Origin of the sequence: Bradyrhizobium sp. AT1 (assembly GCF_001590795.1) — a bacterium.
In the GTDB taxonomy this organism is placed as follows: domain Bacteria; phylum Pseudomonadota; class Alphaproteobacteria; order Rhizobiales; family Xanthobacteraceae; genus Bradyrhizobium.
This window is the reverse complement of the sequence record NZ_JXDL01000001.1, coordinates 1,566,004-1,582,330: the sequence shown is the minus strand read 5'-3', so window position 1 is coordinate 1,582,330 and position 16,327 is coordinate 1,566,004. Positions and strand designations below refer to the sequence as shown.

The following is a 16,327-nucleotide window of genomic DNA, read 5'->3' as shown; positions in this document are numbered from 1 at the left end:
GGCGGCGGACCCGCAGGAACCGCCGCGGCCAGCAAGGCCGGGAAGAGGTCGCAAAGCGGCCTCCCGAAGCAGTTGAGACCGCCGCCCGGCCGTGTTAGGGAGCCCCTGATGCGGGTGTAGCTCAATGGTAGAGCAGCAGCCTTCCAAGCTGAATACGAGGGTTCGATTCCCTTCACCCGCTCCAACAACTACAGACACTTAGCTACATTCAAACTTTGTTCGGGTGTAACTGTGGGTGTAACTATTCCACCTAGAGTGTCATTTATGAATGAAATATCCGACGCAGATCGAACGTCAGCGATGGGCCTGCTCACTGACGCCAAAGAGATGCTTGCGGCTGCAAAGCAGCTGCATGATTCGGATGTTTGGAAAGTTCAGCGTCCGACTTACTACCTGCTGGGCCACTCGATAGAAGTGGCGCTGAAGTCGTTTCTGTTGGCGAACGGGACCAGCCAAGGAACGCTAAAGAAGAAGCTGGGCCACAATCTAGGTAAGGCGGCGCGCCGTGTAATCGCAGCCAAGTCAAATTCCGTGTCGCCGATTGTCCAAGAATACTTGGCTGCCATCGACCTGCTGAGCCACTACTACCAGGCGAAGGAACTTGAGTACCGCGTGACTGGTGTGAAGACCTTCCCAGCAAAGGAAACCCTGTTCGCGTTCCTTGACGCGATCATTCCGAAAATTGAGCCAGTCGCGTACCAGGCGTTACAGAAAAAATAAAGCCGCTTGTCAGGCGGCTGTGTGGACCGATTATTTGTCGGCGCGCACTGTGACCTCTTGCTTATTCGCTGTTACCACTGACGCATCGACCCATCGCCCTTGGTACTGTACCATGCACCCGAGGCTAAGTGTCATGTCGGTATCCAGCCCTGTGAGGCGATGAACGTTAGCGCAGCCTGAACTGTTCGACCAGTAGATGCCGCCAACTATCAGTGCGACCATGAACGCGACCAAGGCAAAAAAACAAGCCAAGAACTCAAAAAAGTCATTCATACAATCCTTTCGTTAGTGCCGCACCCGTTGCGCAGCCACGACCAAATTGTACAGCAACAAATCCCGTGATCTGTTGTTTTTGGGTGTAAAAGGGTCGGAGTGACCAAGGGTTTGAAGGGTAACGATATTTTTCGAAAACGCTCAGAAACCCTATAAAACAAGATGTTTGGAGTGTTTTCGGGTGATGCTCAGTGATGCCCGATTATGTGGGCGGGAAAGCCTTCCAAGCTGAATACGAGGGTTCGATTCCCTTCACCCGCTCCAGCCGTTCCCTAAGAGAACGGGTGGTGGTGGGCGTCTGGTTGAGCCTTGCGAAGTATCCTTCGTTGGCTTCAGGATCCAATAATCAAGCGCCTTTGCTTTGCTCATCGCGCTTGAGCCGTTGCTGCTCATATGCTGCCTGGACAGTCGGATCGTCATTGCTCCCGCGTACGGTGTCGATCTGGCCCCTGCCGCCATCGAGCCCCTTGGCAGCGTTGATGTGCTCTTTGAGATCGCTAACTGCTGGGCGGATGTAAGGCTCGAGATATGTGTCGAGGATGCCTTTGCCGGGATCGTCGAGTTCCTTGGTGAGCGCTAGCAGGTATTCGGTCTTATCGGTCGCGGCCCAGTCGATGCTGATGCCGGCGCGTTGCGCCAGTATGGAGTGGACGACCATAATCGTGCGACCATTGCCGTCGAGGAACGGATGGCCGTGGGCCAAATAGCCCATGACTTCACCCGGCTTCTCGCGCATGGTTTTGGGATCGTTGCCCAGCTTCAGCGCGTGGTCGATTGCATTCTGAATAGACTTCGGATGGGCGAACAAAACGCCGTCCCGGCTCACGGCGATATCAGGCGCCGTCGTGGCGCGGTCCTGACCCGCCCACGGGTACATGGCCTCGAAGAGGGTTTTGTGGGTGTTGAGCACGTCCGCGTATGTCAGGGCCTTCTCTTCCTGAAGCGCCGCGAATGCATCGTCGATACCGGTTGTGAAGGAGGCATGTTCGAGCCTCCTTACGATCGCTGGATCTTTCTCTTGAGCAAGGTTGCGTAGATATCCGCGCGCTTCGAAATCGCCAAACGGATCGAAGGTCACGGCCTGACTTCACGCAGATAGGCCGCCTGAAGCTGGATCATTTCCGGGCGTGTAATTCGTTTCGCTCGCACCAAGCCAATGAGCAACTGCTCGATCTCGTCCAGTTCGACCGGATCCCCGGCCAGACGCGAGATATGATGAGCCAAGCGGTCGTTCGGGCCCTCGGAATAGGATATGCGGAAGGTCCGGGCAAGTGTCCGGATGTGCTCTGCGGTCGACGGGGCGGCTACCTTATCCACATCAACAATATAGCACTTTTCGGCTGAGATTCCAGAGCGCCATTGTGTGGTCGTAGTCCCTTCACCCGCTCCAATCATCAACCCCAGCAAGCCTGATCCAGGTCAATGTCCCGCGCGCCCGATGGTCTATCCGTTGGTCGCAACTTCGGGACACATTGAGATGACCAACAAGCCGATCGATTGGACGCCGGACCTTTCCTGGCCGACCTCGAAATCCACCGTGCAGCACTTCACCGCAAATGCCGGCGGCGACCGCCTGGAGATCGACACCGCGCCCTGGGGCGAGGCCGATCTCACGGTCAACGGCCAGTCGATCGCTCACATCCAGGCGGCGCCGAGCGCCGGGGAGGCGTTTCGAACGCTGGAGGCGATCGCGGAAGACTTCGAAGCCGGCAAGGAAAGCGGCAAGGACGCGCGCCAGGGTCAGGCGATCGAGGACGACGAGGTCCGCCAAAGGCTGGGTCTGCCGCGACGCTAGGAACCATCACACGGCGCACGAGTTGGCCGGTCGGGCAGGGCGAAAGTCACACGAGGCCGACCGTGCAGCAAGACGTGCGCGTGCGCACCACCGCGCAGATCGCGGGGCATCCGATCCATCCGATGCTGGTGCCGATCCCGATCGCGTGCTTCATCGGCGCGTTGTTCACCGACATCGCCTATGTCGCGAGCGCCGAGATCATGTGGGCGGATTTTTCCGCCTGGCTGCTGCTTGTCGGCGTCATCTTCGGCGGGCTCGCGGCGATCGCCGGCCTGATCGACTTTCTCGGCAACCGGCTGGTGCGGGCGCAAACGCCGGCCTGGCCGCACCTGATCGGCAATGCCGTAGTGCTGATCCTCGCGACTATCAACGCGCTGATCCATACCCGCGATGCCTGGACCTCGGTGTGGCCGATGGGGCTCGTCCTGTCCGTGATCACAGTGCTGATCCTGCCCGTCACCGGCTGGCTCGGCTGGGCCATGGTCTACCGCCACGGCGTGGGAGTTGCGCGATGAGATCGAAGCTTGCCCGCGCGCTGTTGTGCTCCTCGCTGCTGCTCCTGGCTGGTTGCGATGACGGCAGCGGCGATCCCAAGGCGCAAATCGGTGCCAACCCAAAACTTCCCGATATCCAGCAATACTTGCTGCCTCCCATGCACATCGCGCGCATCGTCGGCTGGAAGAAGGGCGAGACGCCGGCTGTGGCCGACGGCCTGCAAATCAAGGCCTTCACGACCGGCCTGCAGCATCCGCGTTTCATCTACGTGCTGCCCAATGGCGACGTGCTGGTGGCGGAATCCAAGGCGCCGAAGGGGGCGGGGATCAAGCGGCCCAAGGAGATCGTCATGGGATATATCGAATCCTGGGCGACCTCGGGCGGCAACGACACCGGGCCGGGCAACCGCATCACGCTGCTGCGCGACAGCGATGGCGACGGCGTGCCGGATACGCAAAGCGTCTTCCTCGACCAGCTCAACTCGCCGTTCGGCATCGCGTTGGTCGGCAACGATCTCTACGTCGCCAATGCCGATGCGATCGTCAGATATCCCTACACCGAAGGCGATACCAGGATCACCGCGCCGGGCACGGTCCTGACGCCGCTGCCGGGCGGGCCGATCAACCATCACTGGACCAAGAGCCTCGTCGCCAGCCCCGACGGCTCGAAGCTCTATGCCGGCGTCGGCTCCAACAGCAACATCACCGAGAACGGTATGGAGGCCGAGCACAACCGCGCCGCCATCCTCGAGGTCGACCGCGCCAGCGGCCGCTGGCGCGTGTTTGCAAGCGGCCTGCGCAATCCGAACGGGCTGAGCTTCGAGCCGCAGACCGGCGCGCTGTGGACGGTGGTGAACGAGCGCGACGAGCTCGGACCCGATCTCGTCCCTGATTACATGACCTCGGTGAAGGACGGCGGTTTCTACGGCTGGCCCTACAGCTATTACGGCCAGCACGTCGATCCCCGCGTCAAGCCGCAGCGGCCGGATCTCGTCGCCAAGGCGATCGCGCCGGACTATGCCCTGAGCTCGCATGTCGCGCCGCTCGGGATGGTGTTCAACACCGGCTCCGGCCTGCCGGCCGCCTATCGCGGCGGCGCCTTCGTCGGCGAGCATGGCAGTTGGAACAGGCAGGTGCTCAACGGCTACAAGGTGGTGTTCGTGCCGTTCAATGAAGGCAAGCCGAGCGGGCCGGCGCAGGACGTCGTGACGGGCTTCCTGAACAGCGAGAACAAAGCGCGCGGCCGGCCCGTCGGCGTCGCCATCGACAAATCAGGCGCGCTGCTGATCGCGGACGACAGTGGCAACACGGTGTGGCGCGTCACCGCCGCGCATCCGCAGCTGACGCAACGTTAGGCGCGCGGGCGCGTTATCGGCAGGCGCTTTCTGAAACTCAGGAGTCGACAATGGGCCTTGCTCAATATGCCATCGTGCCGGTGCGGGACGAATGGGGCGTGCTGCACGACGGTGACGTCAAGAACACCTACGCCACCAAGGAAGCTGCGTTCGAGTCGGCGGTCGCGGCCGCATCCCTGGCGCTACGTGAAGGACATGAAGTCCAGGTCAGCGTGCCCGGCCGCGAGGCTGGAGGCAATGCGCTCGGCGTTCAGGACAACGCTTGAGAAGGAGACCGCGATGACGAAGACCCGTGAGCCCAACGGCGTCGAGCCGTCCCGCTCCGAGGACGACATCCAGCGCGAGCAACTGGGTCCTCGCGGCGTGCCCGGTGCGCCTGATCCAGCGAAGATGACGCCGCAGCGGGAGAAGAAGACGCCGAAGCACGTCGATCCCGGTCACACCGCGTAATGCGGCCTTGCCCTGCGGCCAGCGCTGCCATGCCATTCGGAACCGGCATGTCCGCGGCCTCCGTCTCCGGCTAAGACTGATCGCGCCGTCGCGATCTGCGCCGGCCGGGCAGGCGAACGTTTGGAATGCGGTTCTTGACATCTGACAGCAGGCTGATCGGCGTCCTGCTGGTGCTCGCCATCACGCAGCTGGTCGGATGGGGCACGATCGGGCTTCCCGCCATCGTCGGGCGCGATCTCGCCGCCGATCTCGGCATGAGCCTGCCGGCGGTGTTCGCCGGGACCTCCGTTCTCTATGTCTCGATGGGCCTGTGCGCCCCGTGGCTCGCCAAATCGTTTGCGCGGCATGGCGCGCGGACGGTCATGATGTCAGGCACGGTCGTCACCGCGCCGGGCTTCGTGCTGCTGTCGCTCGCGCACGAGCCGATGCTGTATTTCGCCGCCTGGATCGTGCTCGGCATCGCCGGCAGCGCCACGCTGTCGACCGGCGCCTATATCATGCTGAACGAGATCGCCGGGCGGCAGGCCAAGCACGCGATCGGGGCCTTGATGCTGGTGACGGGCCTGTCCAGCAGCATCTTCTGGCCGACGACCTCATTCCTGAGCGGTCACCTCGGCTGGCGCGGGACGTGCCTCGTCTATGCCGCGATGATGATCCTCGTCAGCCTACCGCTTTATGCGTTCGCACCGCGCCGGAAAATCGCCGGGGATGATGGTGGCGAGCCGGCCAAGTCACAGCCGGCGCCCGCAATTCCAAGGAGCACCTTCGGCCTCGTCGTCGCCGCGATCACGCTCAACGCCTTCGTCAATTTCGGCATCAGCGCCATCATGATCGAGCTGTTGCGGGCGGAGGGGCTGGCGCCGGCGCAGGCGCTTTTCTTCGGCTCGATGCTGGGCGTGATCCAGGTCAGTGCCCGCGGGCTCGATCTCCTCGGCGGCGGGCGCTGGGACGGCATCACGACCGGGCTCGTCGCCGGCACGGCGCTGCCCGTGGCCATGCTGCTGATGATGATGAGCGAGGGCGCGACCTGGGCGGTCGCGGTTTTCATCCTGCTCTATGGTGCCGGCAGCGGCGCGATGGCCGTGGCGCGGGCCACCATCCCGCTCGTGTTCTATGACCAGGCCGAGTTCGCCAAGGCGATGTCGATGATCGCACTGCCGCTCAATCTGGCGTCGGCGCTCTCGCCGCCGCTCCTTGTCGGCCTGCTCACCCAGTTCGGTAGCCGCGGCGCGCTCGGTCTCACCTTCGTCTGCTCCTGCGCGACGGTGCTGATCCTGGTCCTGCTTGGCCGGAGGCGGCCGCAGGTGGCGGCGGCCGCGACCTGAGCCCCCCAGGCAATATTCGCGGCGCGGAAAGTTGCGGCCGGCGCCCGGCAGGAGATAGCCGTATGCCGCCAGTGCAGTGCTCAGCGCGCCAAAATGGTGTATCCGCAGGGAGCGCGGCCCGCGATCTCGCCGCCGCGCCAATATCCAGTTCCCGGAGGAAGCTTACATGTCGGCCCTGCCGCTTTCAGGCATCAAGATCCTTGATCTTACGCGCGTGCTCGCCGGGCCCTTGTCGGCCCAGATGCTGGGTGATTTGGGCGCGGAGGTGATCAAGATCGAGCGGCCGGGCACCGGCGACGACGCGCGCGCTTTCGGCCCGCCTTACCTGACCGACCCCGAAGGCAAGGCCAACAACAACAACTCCTTCTACCTCTGCGCCAACCGCAACAAGAAGTCGGTCACGGTCAACATCGCCAAGCCCGAGGGCCAGGCGATCATCCGCGAGCTCGCCAAGGACGTTGACGTCTTCATGGAGAACTACAAGGTCGGCGACCTCAAGCGCTACGGCCTCGACTACGAGACCATCAAGGCGATCAACCCCGGCATCATCTATTGCTCGGTGACCGGCTTCGGCCAGACCGGACCCTATGCGCCGCGCGCCGGCTATGACGCCATCCTGCAGGCGATGGGCGGCCTGATGAGCGTCACCGGCCACATGGACGGCGAGCCGGGCGAAGGCCCGATGAAGGTCGGTCCGTCGATCGTCGACTACATGACCGGCATGAACACCTCGATCGGCATCCTCTCCGCGCTCTACCATCGCGACGCCAATGAAGGGCAGGGACAGCACATCGACGTGTGCCTGTTTGACACCGTGATCGCATCGCTGTCGCACTGGCTGCAGATCTATCTCGTCAACGGCAAGACGCCGCCGCGGCGCGGCACCTGGGGCAATGGCGGCATGCCCGCCGGCGTGTTCCGCTGCACCGACGGCGAATTGATGCTGGTGGTCGGCAATGACGGCCAGTTTCGAAAGACCTGCGCCGTGCTCGGCGAGCCCGAGCTCGCGAACGACCCGCGCTTCGTCAAGAACAACGACCGCGTCGTGCACGGCAAGGAGATCATGGCGATCTTCGCCGGCCTGTTCCTGAAGCAGCCCGTGGCCTATTGGCTGGAGAAGCTGGAAGAGGCCGGCGTGCCCTCGGGCCCGATCAACAATTTCGAGCAGGTGTTCTCCGATCCGCACGTCCAGTCGCGCGGCATGCGGGTGAAGACGCAGCACAAGTTCGAGCCGGAGCTGTCGCTGATCCGCAACGCGCTGACCCTTTCGGGCACCCCCATCACCGAATACCGCGCCCCGCCGCTGCTCGGCGAGCACACCAGCGAGGTGCTCGGCGGCAAGCTCGGCTATGATGCCGGCAAGATCGAGGAGTTGAAGAAGCAGGGGATCATCTGACGCGATGACCAAAACCATCATCACCTGCGCCATCACCGGCAATCTGACGAAACCCGAGCAGTCGCCGTATCTGCCGATCACGCCCGAGCAGATCGCAACCTCCGCGCTGGAAGCGGCCGAAGCCGGCGCCGCCATCGCGCACATCCATGTGCGCGATCCCGCGACGGGGCGCCCCTCGATGGAGATCGATCTCTACCGCGACGTGGTGGCGCGCATCCGCGCCCGCAACGCCTCGCTCGTCATCAACCTCACCACCGGTCCCGGCGGGCGCTTCGTGCCATCGATCGAAGACCCCCGCGTTGCCGGCCCCGGCACCACGCTGCTCCAGCCCGAGAAGCGCGTCGAGCATATCGAGCTGCTCAAGCCCGACATCTGCACGCTCGATCTCAACACCATGAACTCCGGCGGCGAGGTCGTCATCAACACGCCGCGCAATGTCCGCATCATGGCGGAACGGATGAAGGCGGCCGGCGTGCTGCCGGAGATCGAGCTGTTCGACAGCGGCGATTGCCATCTGGCCCGCGACCTGTTCGCCGACGGCACCTTGAGGGGGCCGGGCCTGTTCTCGCTCGTGCTCGGCGTGAAATACGGCTTCTCCGCGACGCCGGAGACGATGTTCTATGCCCGCAGCCTGCTGCCATCTGGCGCGATCTGGTCCGGCTTCGGCATCGGCCGCGCCGAATTCCCGATGGTGGCGCAAGCCTATCTGCTCGGCGGCCACGTCCGCGTCGGCATGGAGGACAATCTCTACATGTCCAAGGGCGTGCTGGCGAAGACCAATGCCGAGCTTGTCGCGCATGCCGCCGGCATCCTGAAGAGCCTCGGCGCAAGCGTCGCGAGCGCGGAGGAGGCCCGCGCGATGCTCGGCCTTGCCTGAGGCTTGCGGGCCATCCCCAGATAAGTCCGGTCCGTAGTCGCACAGGCTTCCGCTTTGCGCGCGACTCTGATTCGATCTCTCCACTTGAGTTCGGGGAGGGAAGTGAATGTCCTACACCATCGGGTTTCAGGCCAAGAACCAGAAATCGGTTCTGGCGACCGAGGCGGCCACCGCAAACCAGGCCGTGGCCATCGTCGCTGCGCTGCGGCAAAGCGCCGACGAAATAAAGTTCATCCGCTCCCCGCAGGAAGGCGAGATGGGCATCGAGATGCTGCTGCTGCTCGCCAAGGAGGCCGAGGAGATGCCGCAGCGGGCGTAAGCGTCCCGCTTCCACCACACTTCGATCAGAAGCGAAGCATGCCGGCTGCAAGATGATGTAGCAAGGCGCCACTCTCGCTCGAACCGAAGGTGGCCGCATGAAACGCGAAGCGCTCCGAGTCGAACCGATCTCGACGTTCCTCGACCGTGTGAAGGCGCCGACATCGCCGGTGACGCGCGCCGGCAACATGATCTTCGTCGCGGGCTTGCCGCCGTTCGATCCTGAGACCGGCGAGATCGGCGGGATGGCCATCGCGCGGCAGAGCGAGATCATCATGGAGCAGATGAAGCTGTGCCTTCAGACGGCCGGCGCCTCGCTCGACAACGTCATGAAGTGCAACGTCTACTGCACCTCGACCCGGCACTTCGCCGCGTTCAACGCAGTCTATGCCCGCTACTTCCCAATCGATCCCCCGGCGCGCATCTTCGTCTGCACGCTGGAATGGTTCGGCCCCTTCGACGTCGAGATCGACTGCATCGCGATGGCGTAAAGCCGAAGCTATTGCAGATCGGCAACACGGCGCAGCAAGACACCGGGCGTCATCCGAGCGAATGACGCGCGCGGGGTGAGCTCTCTTTAAGCCTCTCTTCCAGGAATGGCGCGACTCGCGAAGCAGCGCGGGTCGATGGAAGGGACAAAATGTCTGATTGGATTTTTTCGAAGGGATGGCTTGCCGCGGCAATGGCGGCAGCAGGCCTCCTCTGCGTCGGGCTCGCTGGCGCGAATGCTTCGGATGTCGTGCCGCGCCTTCCGAAGGCGGCAGCGACGGGCGCGGCCTGGGACTGGTCGGGATTCTATCTTGGCGCGGATGTCGGCGGCGCCCGCCAGACAACGTCGTCAAGCCGTTCGGAATTCTTCGAGAACGAGCCGGACAGTCCCACGGCCCAATCGCAGGCGCCGTCGTCCTCATCCGCCATTGGTGGCGTTCACTTCGGCTATAATTGGCAGGTCTCGCGGCTGGTCTTCGGCGTCGAAGGCGACTGGCAATGGACCAAGTCCAGCTACTCGTTCTGCCGCGAGACCGATACCTTCGGTGTTCCCTGCCGCGACAACGGCTTCGGTTTCGTCACGATCCAGAGCGAAACCCGGGGACTCGGCACGTTGCGGGGACGGCTGGGTTACGCGTTCGACCGTGTCCTGCTCTACGGCACCGGCGGTCTCGCCTTGGCCGACCTTCGCAGTACCATCACGGTCGATTGCCGGGTCAACGGATGCGGACATGACGGGAGCAAGAATCTGGGCGCGCAGAATTTCTCGAGCATGAGCACCGGGTGGGTCGCAGGTGTCGGAGCGGAGGTGATGCTGTCTCCGAACCTGATCGTGCGGTCCGAATATCTGCACGTCGATGTCGGATCGGTGTCCGACAAGCTCGATCTCGCTCTGGTGAATTGCTCCAGCGGAGGGCCCTGTGGTGCCTCGTGGTCGCGCAACCAGCGCTACGACATCGGCCGGATCGGATTCAGCTACAAGTTCGGCGGCGCTGGCCGCGTGAACTGATCCCGCGAGCCCGTTGTGATGCGCGAGACCCGGCCTGGGGCTGGGTTTTCGCGTTGCGCTTGCTGCGCGTCAGCGCGCCGCCACCCGCGCCGCCTTCGCCTCGGCCTTGCCCGCCGTCAGCGCCATCGTCGCCACGCTGACCACCCGCGATATCACGTCCTCGACGTCGTCGAGGTCGCATTTGCCTTCCGACAGTTTTGTCAGCCGCTCGCTCTCGCGGATGGTGTGGTGCGCCATCGCCAGCGCGAAATTCAGGCCCCAGTAGATGTCGACGTCGCTGCGCTCGGGCAGGGCGCGGCGCATCGCGCCGGCGAATTTCCGCAAATGGTCGATCTCGCGATTCTTGATGCGGCGGATCGGCGGCACGGATTCGATCGAGGCGCGGATCATGAAGCGCGCCGCGGTCGAGCGCTGGTTCTCAGGGCCAAGGCAGCCGCGCAAGGTCGGCCCGACCAGCGCATGCAGGATCACCTCGATCGGCGCGCGGCCGCCGCCTTGCTCTTCAGCCGCCTTCAATTCGCGCAGGCGCTCGCGGTTGGTGGCGATCGAGCGCGTGACAAATAATTCCGCGATCAGCTCGTCCTTCGAACCGAAATGATAGTTCACCGCGGCGAGGTTGACGCCGGCCTCCGCGACGATGTCGCGCAGCGTCACGTCGCTGAAGCCGCGATCGGCATAGAGCCGTTCGGCGGCGGTCAGAATGGCAGACCGGGTGTGATCGCTGGCCATGGGTACCCTCGTGGAGGGAGTTGCAATTCAAACAGTTGTATGAAACTATCGTTTGAAGGCCGGAGATGTCAATCCGCAATCGGGACTCGTTCGCAACTCGCAACGCTGGTTCCGAAACGCCCGCGAGCCCCGCACTTGCGGGCCGTGCGCAAGGGGAAGACAGTCCGGCGTAAAACGAGTTCGCAAAAGAGAGACGAGGAGCGTCCCATGGATTTCGATCTGTCCCCCAAGCAGAAGGAATGGCTCGACCGCGTGCGGTCCTTCATGGCCAAGCACGTGCGCCCGGCGGTGCCGATCTACGACCAGCAGGATCACGCCGGCGAGCGCTGGAAGGTGATCCCGATCCTGGAGGACCTCAAGAAGAAGGCGAAGGCCGAAGGCCTCTGGAACATGTTCATGCCGCCGAGCGAGCATGAGGACGACGAATTCCGCGGCGCGGGACTGACCAATCTCGAATACGCGTTGCTGTCGGAAGAGATGGGCCGCATCACCTGGGCCTCGGAAGTGTTCAACTGTTCCGCGCCCGACACCGGCAACATGGAGGTGTTCATCCGCTACGGCTCCAAGGAGCAGAAGCGCAAATGGCTGCGTCCGCTGATGGACGGCGAGATCCGCTCGGCCTTCCTGATGACGGAACCGGCGGTGGCCTCGTCCGATGCCACCAACATCGAGACCCGCATCGAGAAGGACGGCGACCACTACGTCATCAACGGCCGCAAATGGTGGTCGTCGGGCGTCGGCGATCCCCGTTGCAAGATCGCGATCCTGATGGGCAAGACCGATTTCAAGGCGGCCAAGCATCAGCAGCAGTCTCAGATCCTGGTTCCGCTCGACACCCCCGGCATCAAGGTCGAGAAGATGCTGCCGGTGTTCGGCTTCGACGACGCGCCGCACGGCCACGCCCAGGTGCTGCTCGACAATGTGCGGGTGCCGAAGGAGAACATCCTGCTCGGCGAAGGCCGCGGCTTCGAGATCGCGCAAGGCCGTCTTGGGCCGGGCCGCATCCATCACTGCATGCGCACCATCGGCAAGGCCGAGGAGGCGCTGGAGAAGATGGTGAAGCGTCTGTCCTCGCGCAGCGCCTTCGGCAAGAAGATCGTCGAGCACTCCGTGTGGGAACAGCGCATCGGCGAGGCCCGCACCAACATCGAGATGACGCGGCTTCTGTGTCTCAAGGCCGCCGACATGATGGACAAGGTGGGCAACAAGACCGCGCAGGCCGAGATCGCCATGATCAAGGTCGCAGCGCCCAACATGGCGCTGAAGATCATCGACGAGGCGATCCAGGCCTTCGGCGGCGCCGGTGTGTCGGACGAGGCGGGTCTTGCCAAGGACTACGCCCACATCCGCACGCTCCGTCTCGCCGACGGTCCGGACGAGGTGCACAATCGCGCCATTGCCAGGCTTGAGGTTCGGAAGTATGCCAACTCTCCCAGTCATTGATTGAGAGGGAGAGCCAGGCGGCGCTCCCGACTTGAAGAAACGACAGGGCATGGTCCCATTCGCAATGACCGCTTGACGCAAGTGCGCCAGCGGTTACCGATTAGGATCATGCTCGACCTTAAAAAAGGGTCAGGACTGAAGAGGGAGCGTCATGGCCGACGGCGTCAGGAAAGACGAAGAGTTTTCGGGCACCAAGCCGGTCGAGGAGCGGCATCGTTTCGACGAGCTGCGCCTCGAAGCGTGGATGCGCGAGCACGTCGAAGGCTTCGAGGGACCGCTGGTCGTGCTCCAGTTCAAGGGCGGCCAGTCCAATCCGACCTATCGGCTGAACACGCCCAACCGTTCCTACGTGATGCGACGCAAGCCGTTCGGCAAATTGCTGCCGTCGGCGCACGCCGTCGATCGCGAATATCGCGTCATTGCCGCCCTTGGAAAACAGGGATTTCCGGTCGCGCGCGCTTATGCGCTGTGCCAGGACGATAGCGTCATCGGCGCCGCCTTCTACATCATGTCGATGGAGGAGGGCCGGGTGTTCTGGGATCCGACGCTGCCGAGCCAGACGCCGGACGATCGCCGCAAGATCTTCACCAGCAAGATCGAGACGCTGGCCAAGCTTCACATGTTCGATCCCGTCGCGATCGGGCTTGGCGAATTCGGCAAGCCCGGAAACTATTTCGCGCGGCAGATCGACCGCTGGACCAAACAATATCGCGCGTCGGAAACGCAGCACATTCCCGAGTTCGAGAAGGTCGCCGAATGGCTGCCCAAGACCGTGCCGGAGCAGGCGCGCGTCTCGATCGTCCACGGCGATTATCGCCTCGACAACATGATTTTCCACGCGACGGAACCGCGCGTGCAGGCCGTGCTGGACTGGGAGCTGTCGACGCTCGGCGATCCCATGGCCGACTTCACCTATCTCTTGATGCAGTGGATCATGCCGGGCCTCGAGGGCGCCGATCTCAAGGCGCTCAACATCCCGAGCGTGGAAGAGGCTGCGCAGATCTATTGCAACGTCACCAACATGACGGTGCCTGATCTCAACTGGTATTTCGCCTACAATCTGTTCCGCCTCGCCGGCATCACCCAAGGCATCGCCGGTCGCGTCCGCGACGGCACCGCCGCCAACGCCAAGGCCCTGGAATCCGCCAAGCGCACCGTGCCGCTGTCGAAGGCGTCATGGGAATACGCGCAAAAGGCGGGCGCGGTGTAGCAACAAGGCGACCCCGGCTGGTGGTTTTGGGTCCCGGCTCTGCAGTGCGGTACTGCGCACCGCACTGCGTCCGGGACACAGGCGGCATTCGTAGCTCTCGTGTCCCGGACGCGGTGCAGCACGAAGTGCTGCTCCGCAGAGCCGGGACCCATCTACGTCGCCAAGGTGTTCAGCTCGTCGCTAAGATCGCGCCAATTCGGATTGAGATCTTCGATCAGCTTGAGCTTCCAAGCGCGCCGCCAACGCTTCAGCGTGTGCTCGCGCGCCCGCGCTTCAAGCACGGACTCGAAGGCTTCAAAATAGACGAGCAGGGTGACGTCGTACTGCCGTGTAAATCCGGGGATCAGCTTGGCCTTGTGCTCGCTTATTCGACGAGCGAGGTCGTTAGTCACTCCGATGTACAGGGTGCCGTTTCGTTTGCTCGCGAGGATGTACACGAAATAGGGCATGACCGTGCAACCAACGTTGACGATAGCGCCCTCTAAAGTTGCATGTTTCGATGCCGTCGCCAAGCGGTCTGGGTCCCGGCTCTGCGGAGCGTCACTTCGTGCCGCACCGCGTCCGGGACACGAGACTGGATTTTCGCGATGCTCTCTCGTGTCCCGGACGCGCTGCAGCGTGCAACGCTGCTGCGCAGAGCCGGGACCCAGCAATTGCGAACTCCATCTACCCCTTCACGCAATGCGCGATCAGCCGCTCGACAAACCCCGCGCATTTCTCCAGCTCCGCCATTTCCACGAACTCATCCGGCGTATGCGCCTGCGCGATCGCGCCGGGGCCGATCACCACTGACGGCACATCCGCTATGTCGGCGAACAGGCTCGCCTCCGTGCCGAACGCGACCTTGGCGTGGTCGTTGCGCCCGGCAAGGCTCTTGGCGAGCGTGACGATGGCCGCGTCGGCAGCGGTGTCGAGCGCGGGGTAGTCGAGGATCTCCTCGAAATCGATGCCGCAATCGGGATGCCGGGCTTTCATTGCGGGGTCGAGCTCGGCCTTGGCCCAGGCGACGATCGCATCCGTGACCTCGCGCGACTCGGTGATGCCGATGCCGCGGCATTCGAAATCAACCGTGCAGGTGTCGGGCACGATATTCAGCGCCGCCCCGCCATGCACGATGCTGGTGAGCAGCGTCGAGTGCGGAACGTCGTAGAGGCTGCCCGGCTCGCGCGCGGCCGCGAGCTGCTCGGCCCGGCGGCGGATCTCGACGATCAGCTCGGCCGCATATTCGATCGCATTGACCCCATCGGGCGCGATCGAGGAATGGCGGGCGAGCCCGCGAAAGGTCGCGCGCACGCCGTGCTTGCCCTTGTGGCCGATGATCACCTTCATCTCGGTCGGCTCGCCGATGAAGGCGCCGAGCGGTTTGATCTTCTTCTTCGCGACCTCGCGCAGCATCGGCCGCACGCCGACGCAGCCGATCTCCTCGTCATAGGAGATCGCGAGGTGAATCGGCGTCGTGAGCTTCGCGTCCACCATCTCCGGCACCATGGCGAGGCACACTGCGACAAAGCCCTTCATGTCGGTGGTGCCGCGGCCATAGAGCTTGCCGTCGCGCTCGATCAGCTTGAACGGATCGTGGCTCCAGTCCTGGCCGACCACGGGCACGACGTCGGTGTGGCCCGACAGCACGAAGCCCGGGCGGTCCTCGGGGCCGATCGTGACCCACAGCGAGGCCTTTTGCCCGGTCGCATCGACGACGCGCTCGCCCTTGATGCCGAAGGCGGCAAGATAGTTCTCGATATGGGCGATCAGCGGCAAATTGGTGCGGTCACTGACGGTGTCGAAGCCGACGAGGTCGGCGAGGAGTTTGCGAATACGGTCGGGTCTTGAGCTTGGCATTGTCACAGTCTTGTCAGGGGGTAGGGAAGCGAAGTGCCTGCAGGAACCATACCAACGTGAGGCCCGGTCGGGCAAATCAACACACCGCTGGTAGCCCGGATGGAGCGAAGCGCAATCCGGGACCGTCGTTTCGCGTGGATGGAATCCCGGATTACGCGGAGCCTGTCATCGGGCGGCGCTTCGCGCCGACCCGTTGGCTCCATCCGGGCTTCAAGATCTCGGGCCACAATCCCTTGCGTTGCCCGTCGGGCAAAACACCCAAGCCGTCGGTCAATCCGCGCCGGCAAAAAGATTCCACTTTACCGAAATTCGGAAAGCGCGTATGTGTCGTGGCAACCCGGCCCAAGGACAAGGGGCGTATCGCGATCGTCACGAACGCGGGCCGAGTGGCGGTGGACTCAGATCGCATCGGCGCGAAGGGTTTTGCAGGGCGGGCAACCGTGAGCAGAGCGCCTCGCGCGCACGACCGGTGTGATCGGCGTACGGCAAAATCGTGTGGTCCTGGCGCCCGCAGTCTGGCGTCAAGTCTTGTGGCGATGTGCGGCCCGACCGGGCCACACATCAATTATCCGCAAGGCGACGGGGCAATAGTGCAACGCTCCCGA

General features: G+C 63.4%; 19 protein-coding genes and 1 tRNA gene. 15 read left to right on the top strand and 5 right to left on the bottom strand.

The window, feature by feature from the left end; translation table 11 throughout:
• The first annotated feature begins 110 nt into the window (after window positions 1-110).
• Together SE92_RS07605 and SE92_RS07600 are read left to right on the top strand one after the other, a co-directional pair.
• Window positions 111-184: transfer RNA gene (locus SE92_RS07605), tRNA-Gly, on the top strand.
• Window positions 185-264: 80 nt separating this feature from the next.
• Complete coding sequence (locus SE92_RS07600) at window positions 265-720, top strand: hypothetical protein (RefSeq protein ID WP_157095193.1); 456 nt, start codon at window positions 265-267, stop codon at window positions 718-720.
• A 619-nt stretch (window positions 721-1,339) separates the two neighbouring features.
• On the opposite strand, the gene SE92_RS07590 is transcribed toward SE92_RS07600, so the two are convergent.
• Complete coding sequence (locus SE92_RS07590) at window positions 1,340-2,071, bottom strand: Fic/DOC family protein (protein WP_063195142.1); 732 nt, start codon at window positions 2,069-2,071, stop codon at window positions 1,340-1,342.
• A complete protein-coding gene (locus tag SE92_RS07585; RefSeq protein ID WP_063195141.1) occupies window positions 2,068-2,400 on the bottom strand; it encodes a hypothetical protein in 333 nt (110 codons plus the stop codon). Before SE92_RS07585 ends, SE92_RS07590 begins: the two co-directional genes overlap by 4 nt.
• Before the next feature lie 70 nt (window positions 2,401-2,470).
• Between SE92_RS07585 and SE92_RS07580 the strand changes: the two genes are divergently transcribed.
• The 11 genes from SE92_RS07580 to SE92_RS07535 all read left to right on the top strand — a co-directional run bounded on the left by SE92_RS07580 (window position 2,471) and on the right by SE92_RS07535 (window position 10,501).
• Entirely contained in the window at window positions 2,471-2,788 is a 318-nt protein-coding gene (locus SE92_RS07580; RefSeq protein WP_157095191.1) for a hypothetical protein, read from the top strand.
• A 62-nt stretch (window positions 2,789-2,850) separates the two neighbouring features.
• On the top strand, window positions 2,851-3,303 hold the full coding sequence (locus tag SE92_RS07575) for a DUF2231 domain-containing protein (protein ID WP_063195139.1): 453 nt from the start codon (window positions 2,851-2,853) through the stop codon (window positions 3,301-3,303).
• On the top strand, window positions 3,300-4,637 hold the full coding sequence (locus SE92_RS07570; protein WP_063195138.1) for a PQQ-dependent sugar dehydrogenase: 1,338 nt from the start codon (window positions 3,300-3,302) through the stop codon (window positions 4,635-4,637). Before SE92_RS07575 ends, SE92_RS07570 begins: the two co-directional genes overlap by 4 nt.
• Before the next feature lie 50 nt (window positions 4,638-4,687).
• The gene (locus SE92_RS07565) at window positions 4,688-4,903 is read left to right on the top strand and encodes a hypothetical protein (RefSeq protein ID WP_018322207.1); all 216 of its coding nucleotides are present in this window, start codon (window positions 4,688-4,690) and stop codon (window positions 4,901-4,903) included.
• A 13-nt stretch (window positions 4,904-4,916) separates the two neighbouring features.
• On the top strand, window positions 4,917-5,087 hold the full coding sequence (locus SE92_RS36530; protein ID WP_198172576.1) for a hypothetical protein: 171 nt from the start codon (window positions 4,917-4,919) through the stop codon (window positions 5,085-5,087).
• A gap of 125 nt (window positions 5,088-5,212) precedes the next feature.
• Window positions 5,213-6,412, top strand: coding sequence for an MFS transporter (locus tag SE92_RS07560; protein WP_063195137.1), 1,200 nt, complete (start codon window positions 5,213-5,215; stop codon window positions 6,410-6,412).
• A gap of 166 nt (window positions 6,413-6,578) precedes the next feature.
• Window positions 6,579-7,808 (top strand): CaiB/BaiF CoA transferase family protein, encoded by a 1,230-nt coding sequence (locus SE92_RS07555; protein ID WP_063195136.1) that lies wholly within the window; start codon window positions 6,579-6,581, stop codon window positions 7,806-7,808.
• A gap of 4 nt (window positions 7,809-7,812) precedes the next feature.
• The gene (locus tag SE92_RS07550) at window positions 7,813-8,685 is read left to right on the top strand and encodes a beta-keto acid cleavage family enzyme (RefSeq protein WP_063195135.1); all 873 of its coding nucleotides are present in this window, start codon (window positions 7,813-7,815) and stop codon (window positions 8,683-8,685) included.
• A gap of 106 nt (window positions 8,686-8,791) precedes the next feature.
• Window positions 8,792-9,004, top strand: coding sequence for a hypothetical protein (locus SE92_RS07545; RefSeq protein WP_063195134.1), 213 nt, complete (start codon window positions 8,792-8,794; stop codon window positions 9,002-9,004).
• A 97-nt stretch (window positions 9,005-9,101) separates the two neighbouring features.
• Window positions 9,102-9,494, top strand: coding sequence for a RidA family protein (locus SE92_RS07540; protein ID WP_063195133.1), 393 nt, complete (start codon window positions 9,102-9,104; stop codon window positions 9,492-9,494).
• A gap of 149 nt (window positions 9,495-9,643) precedes the next feature.
• Window positions 9,644-10,501, top strand: coding sequence for an outer membrane protein (locus SE92_RS07535; RefSeq protein ID WP_084251769.1), 858 nt, complete (start codon window positions 9,644-9,646; stop codon window positions 10,499-10,501).
• Between the two features lie 69 nt (window positions 10,502-10,570).
• Here the strand turns inward: SE92_RS07535 and SE92_RS07530 are convergent, their stop codons facing one another.
• Window positions 10,571-11,230, bottom strand: a complete 660-nt coding sequence (locus SE92_RS07530) for a TetR/AcrR family transcriptional regulator (protein WP_063195131.1) — start codon at window positions 11,228-11,230, stop codon at window positions 10,571-10,573.
• Between the two features lie 207 nt (window positions 11,231-11,437).
• On the opposite strand from SE92_RS07530, the gene SE92_RS07525 reads away from it, so the two are divergent.
• Entirely contained in the window at window positions 11,438-12,673 is a 1,236-nt protein-coding gene (locus SE92_RS07525; protein ID WP_063195130.1) for an acyl-CoA dehydrogenase family protein, read from the top strand.
• A gap of 151 nt (window positions 12,674-12,824) precedes the next feature.
• The gene (locus SE92_RS07520) at window positions 12,825-13,883 is read left to right on the top strand and encodes a phosphotransferase family protein (RefSeq protein WP_063195129.1); all 1,059 of its coding nucleotides are present in this window, start codon (window positions 12,825-12,827) and stop codon (window positions 13,881-13,883) included.
• A 152-nt stretch (window positions 13,884-14,035) separates the two neighbouring features.
• Here the strand turns inward: SE92_RS07520 and SE92_RS07515 are convergent, their stop codons facing one another.
• Both SE92_RS07515 and argE read right to left on the bottom strand, forming a co-directional pair.
• A complete protein-coding gene (locus SE92_RS07515; RefSeq protein ID WP_063195128.1) occupies window positions 14,036-14,332 on the bottom strand; it encodes a GIY-YIG nuclease family protein in 297 nt (98 codons plus the stop codon).
• Between the two features lie 217 nt (window positions 14,333-14,549).
• Entirely contained in the window at window positions 14,550-15,722 is a 1,173-nt protein-coding gene (argE, locus tag SE92_RS07510; protein ID WP_063195127.1) for an acetylornithine deacetylase, read from the bottom strand.
• Between the last annotated feature and the right edge of the window lie 605 nt (window positions 15,723-16,327).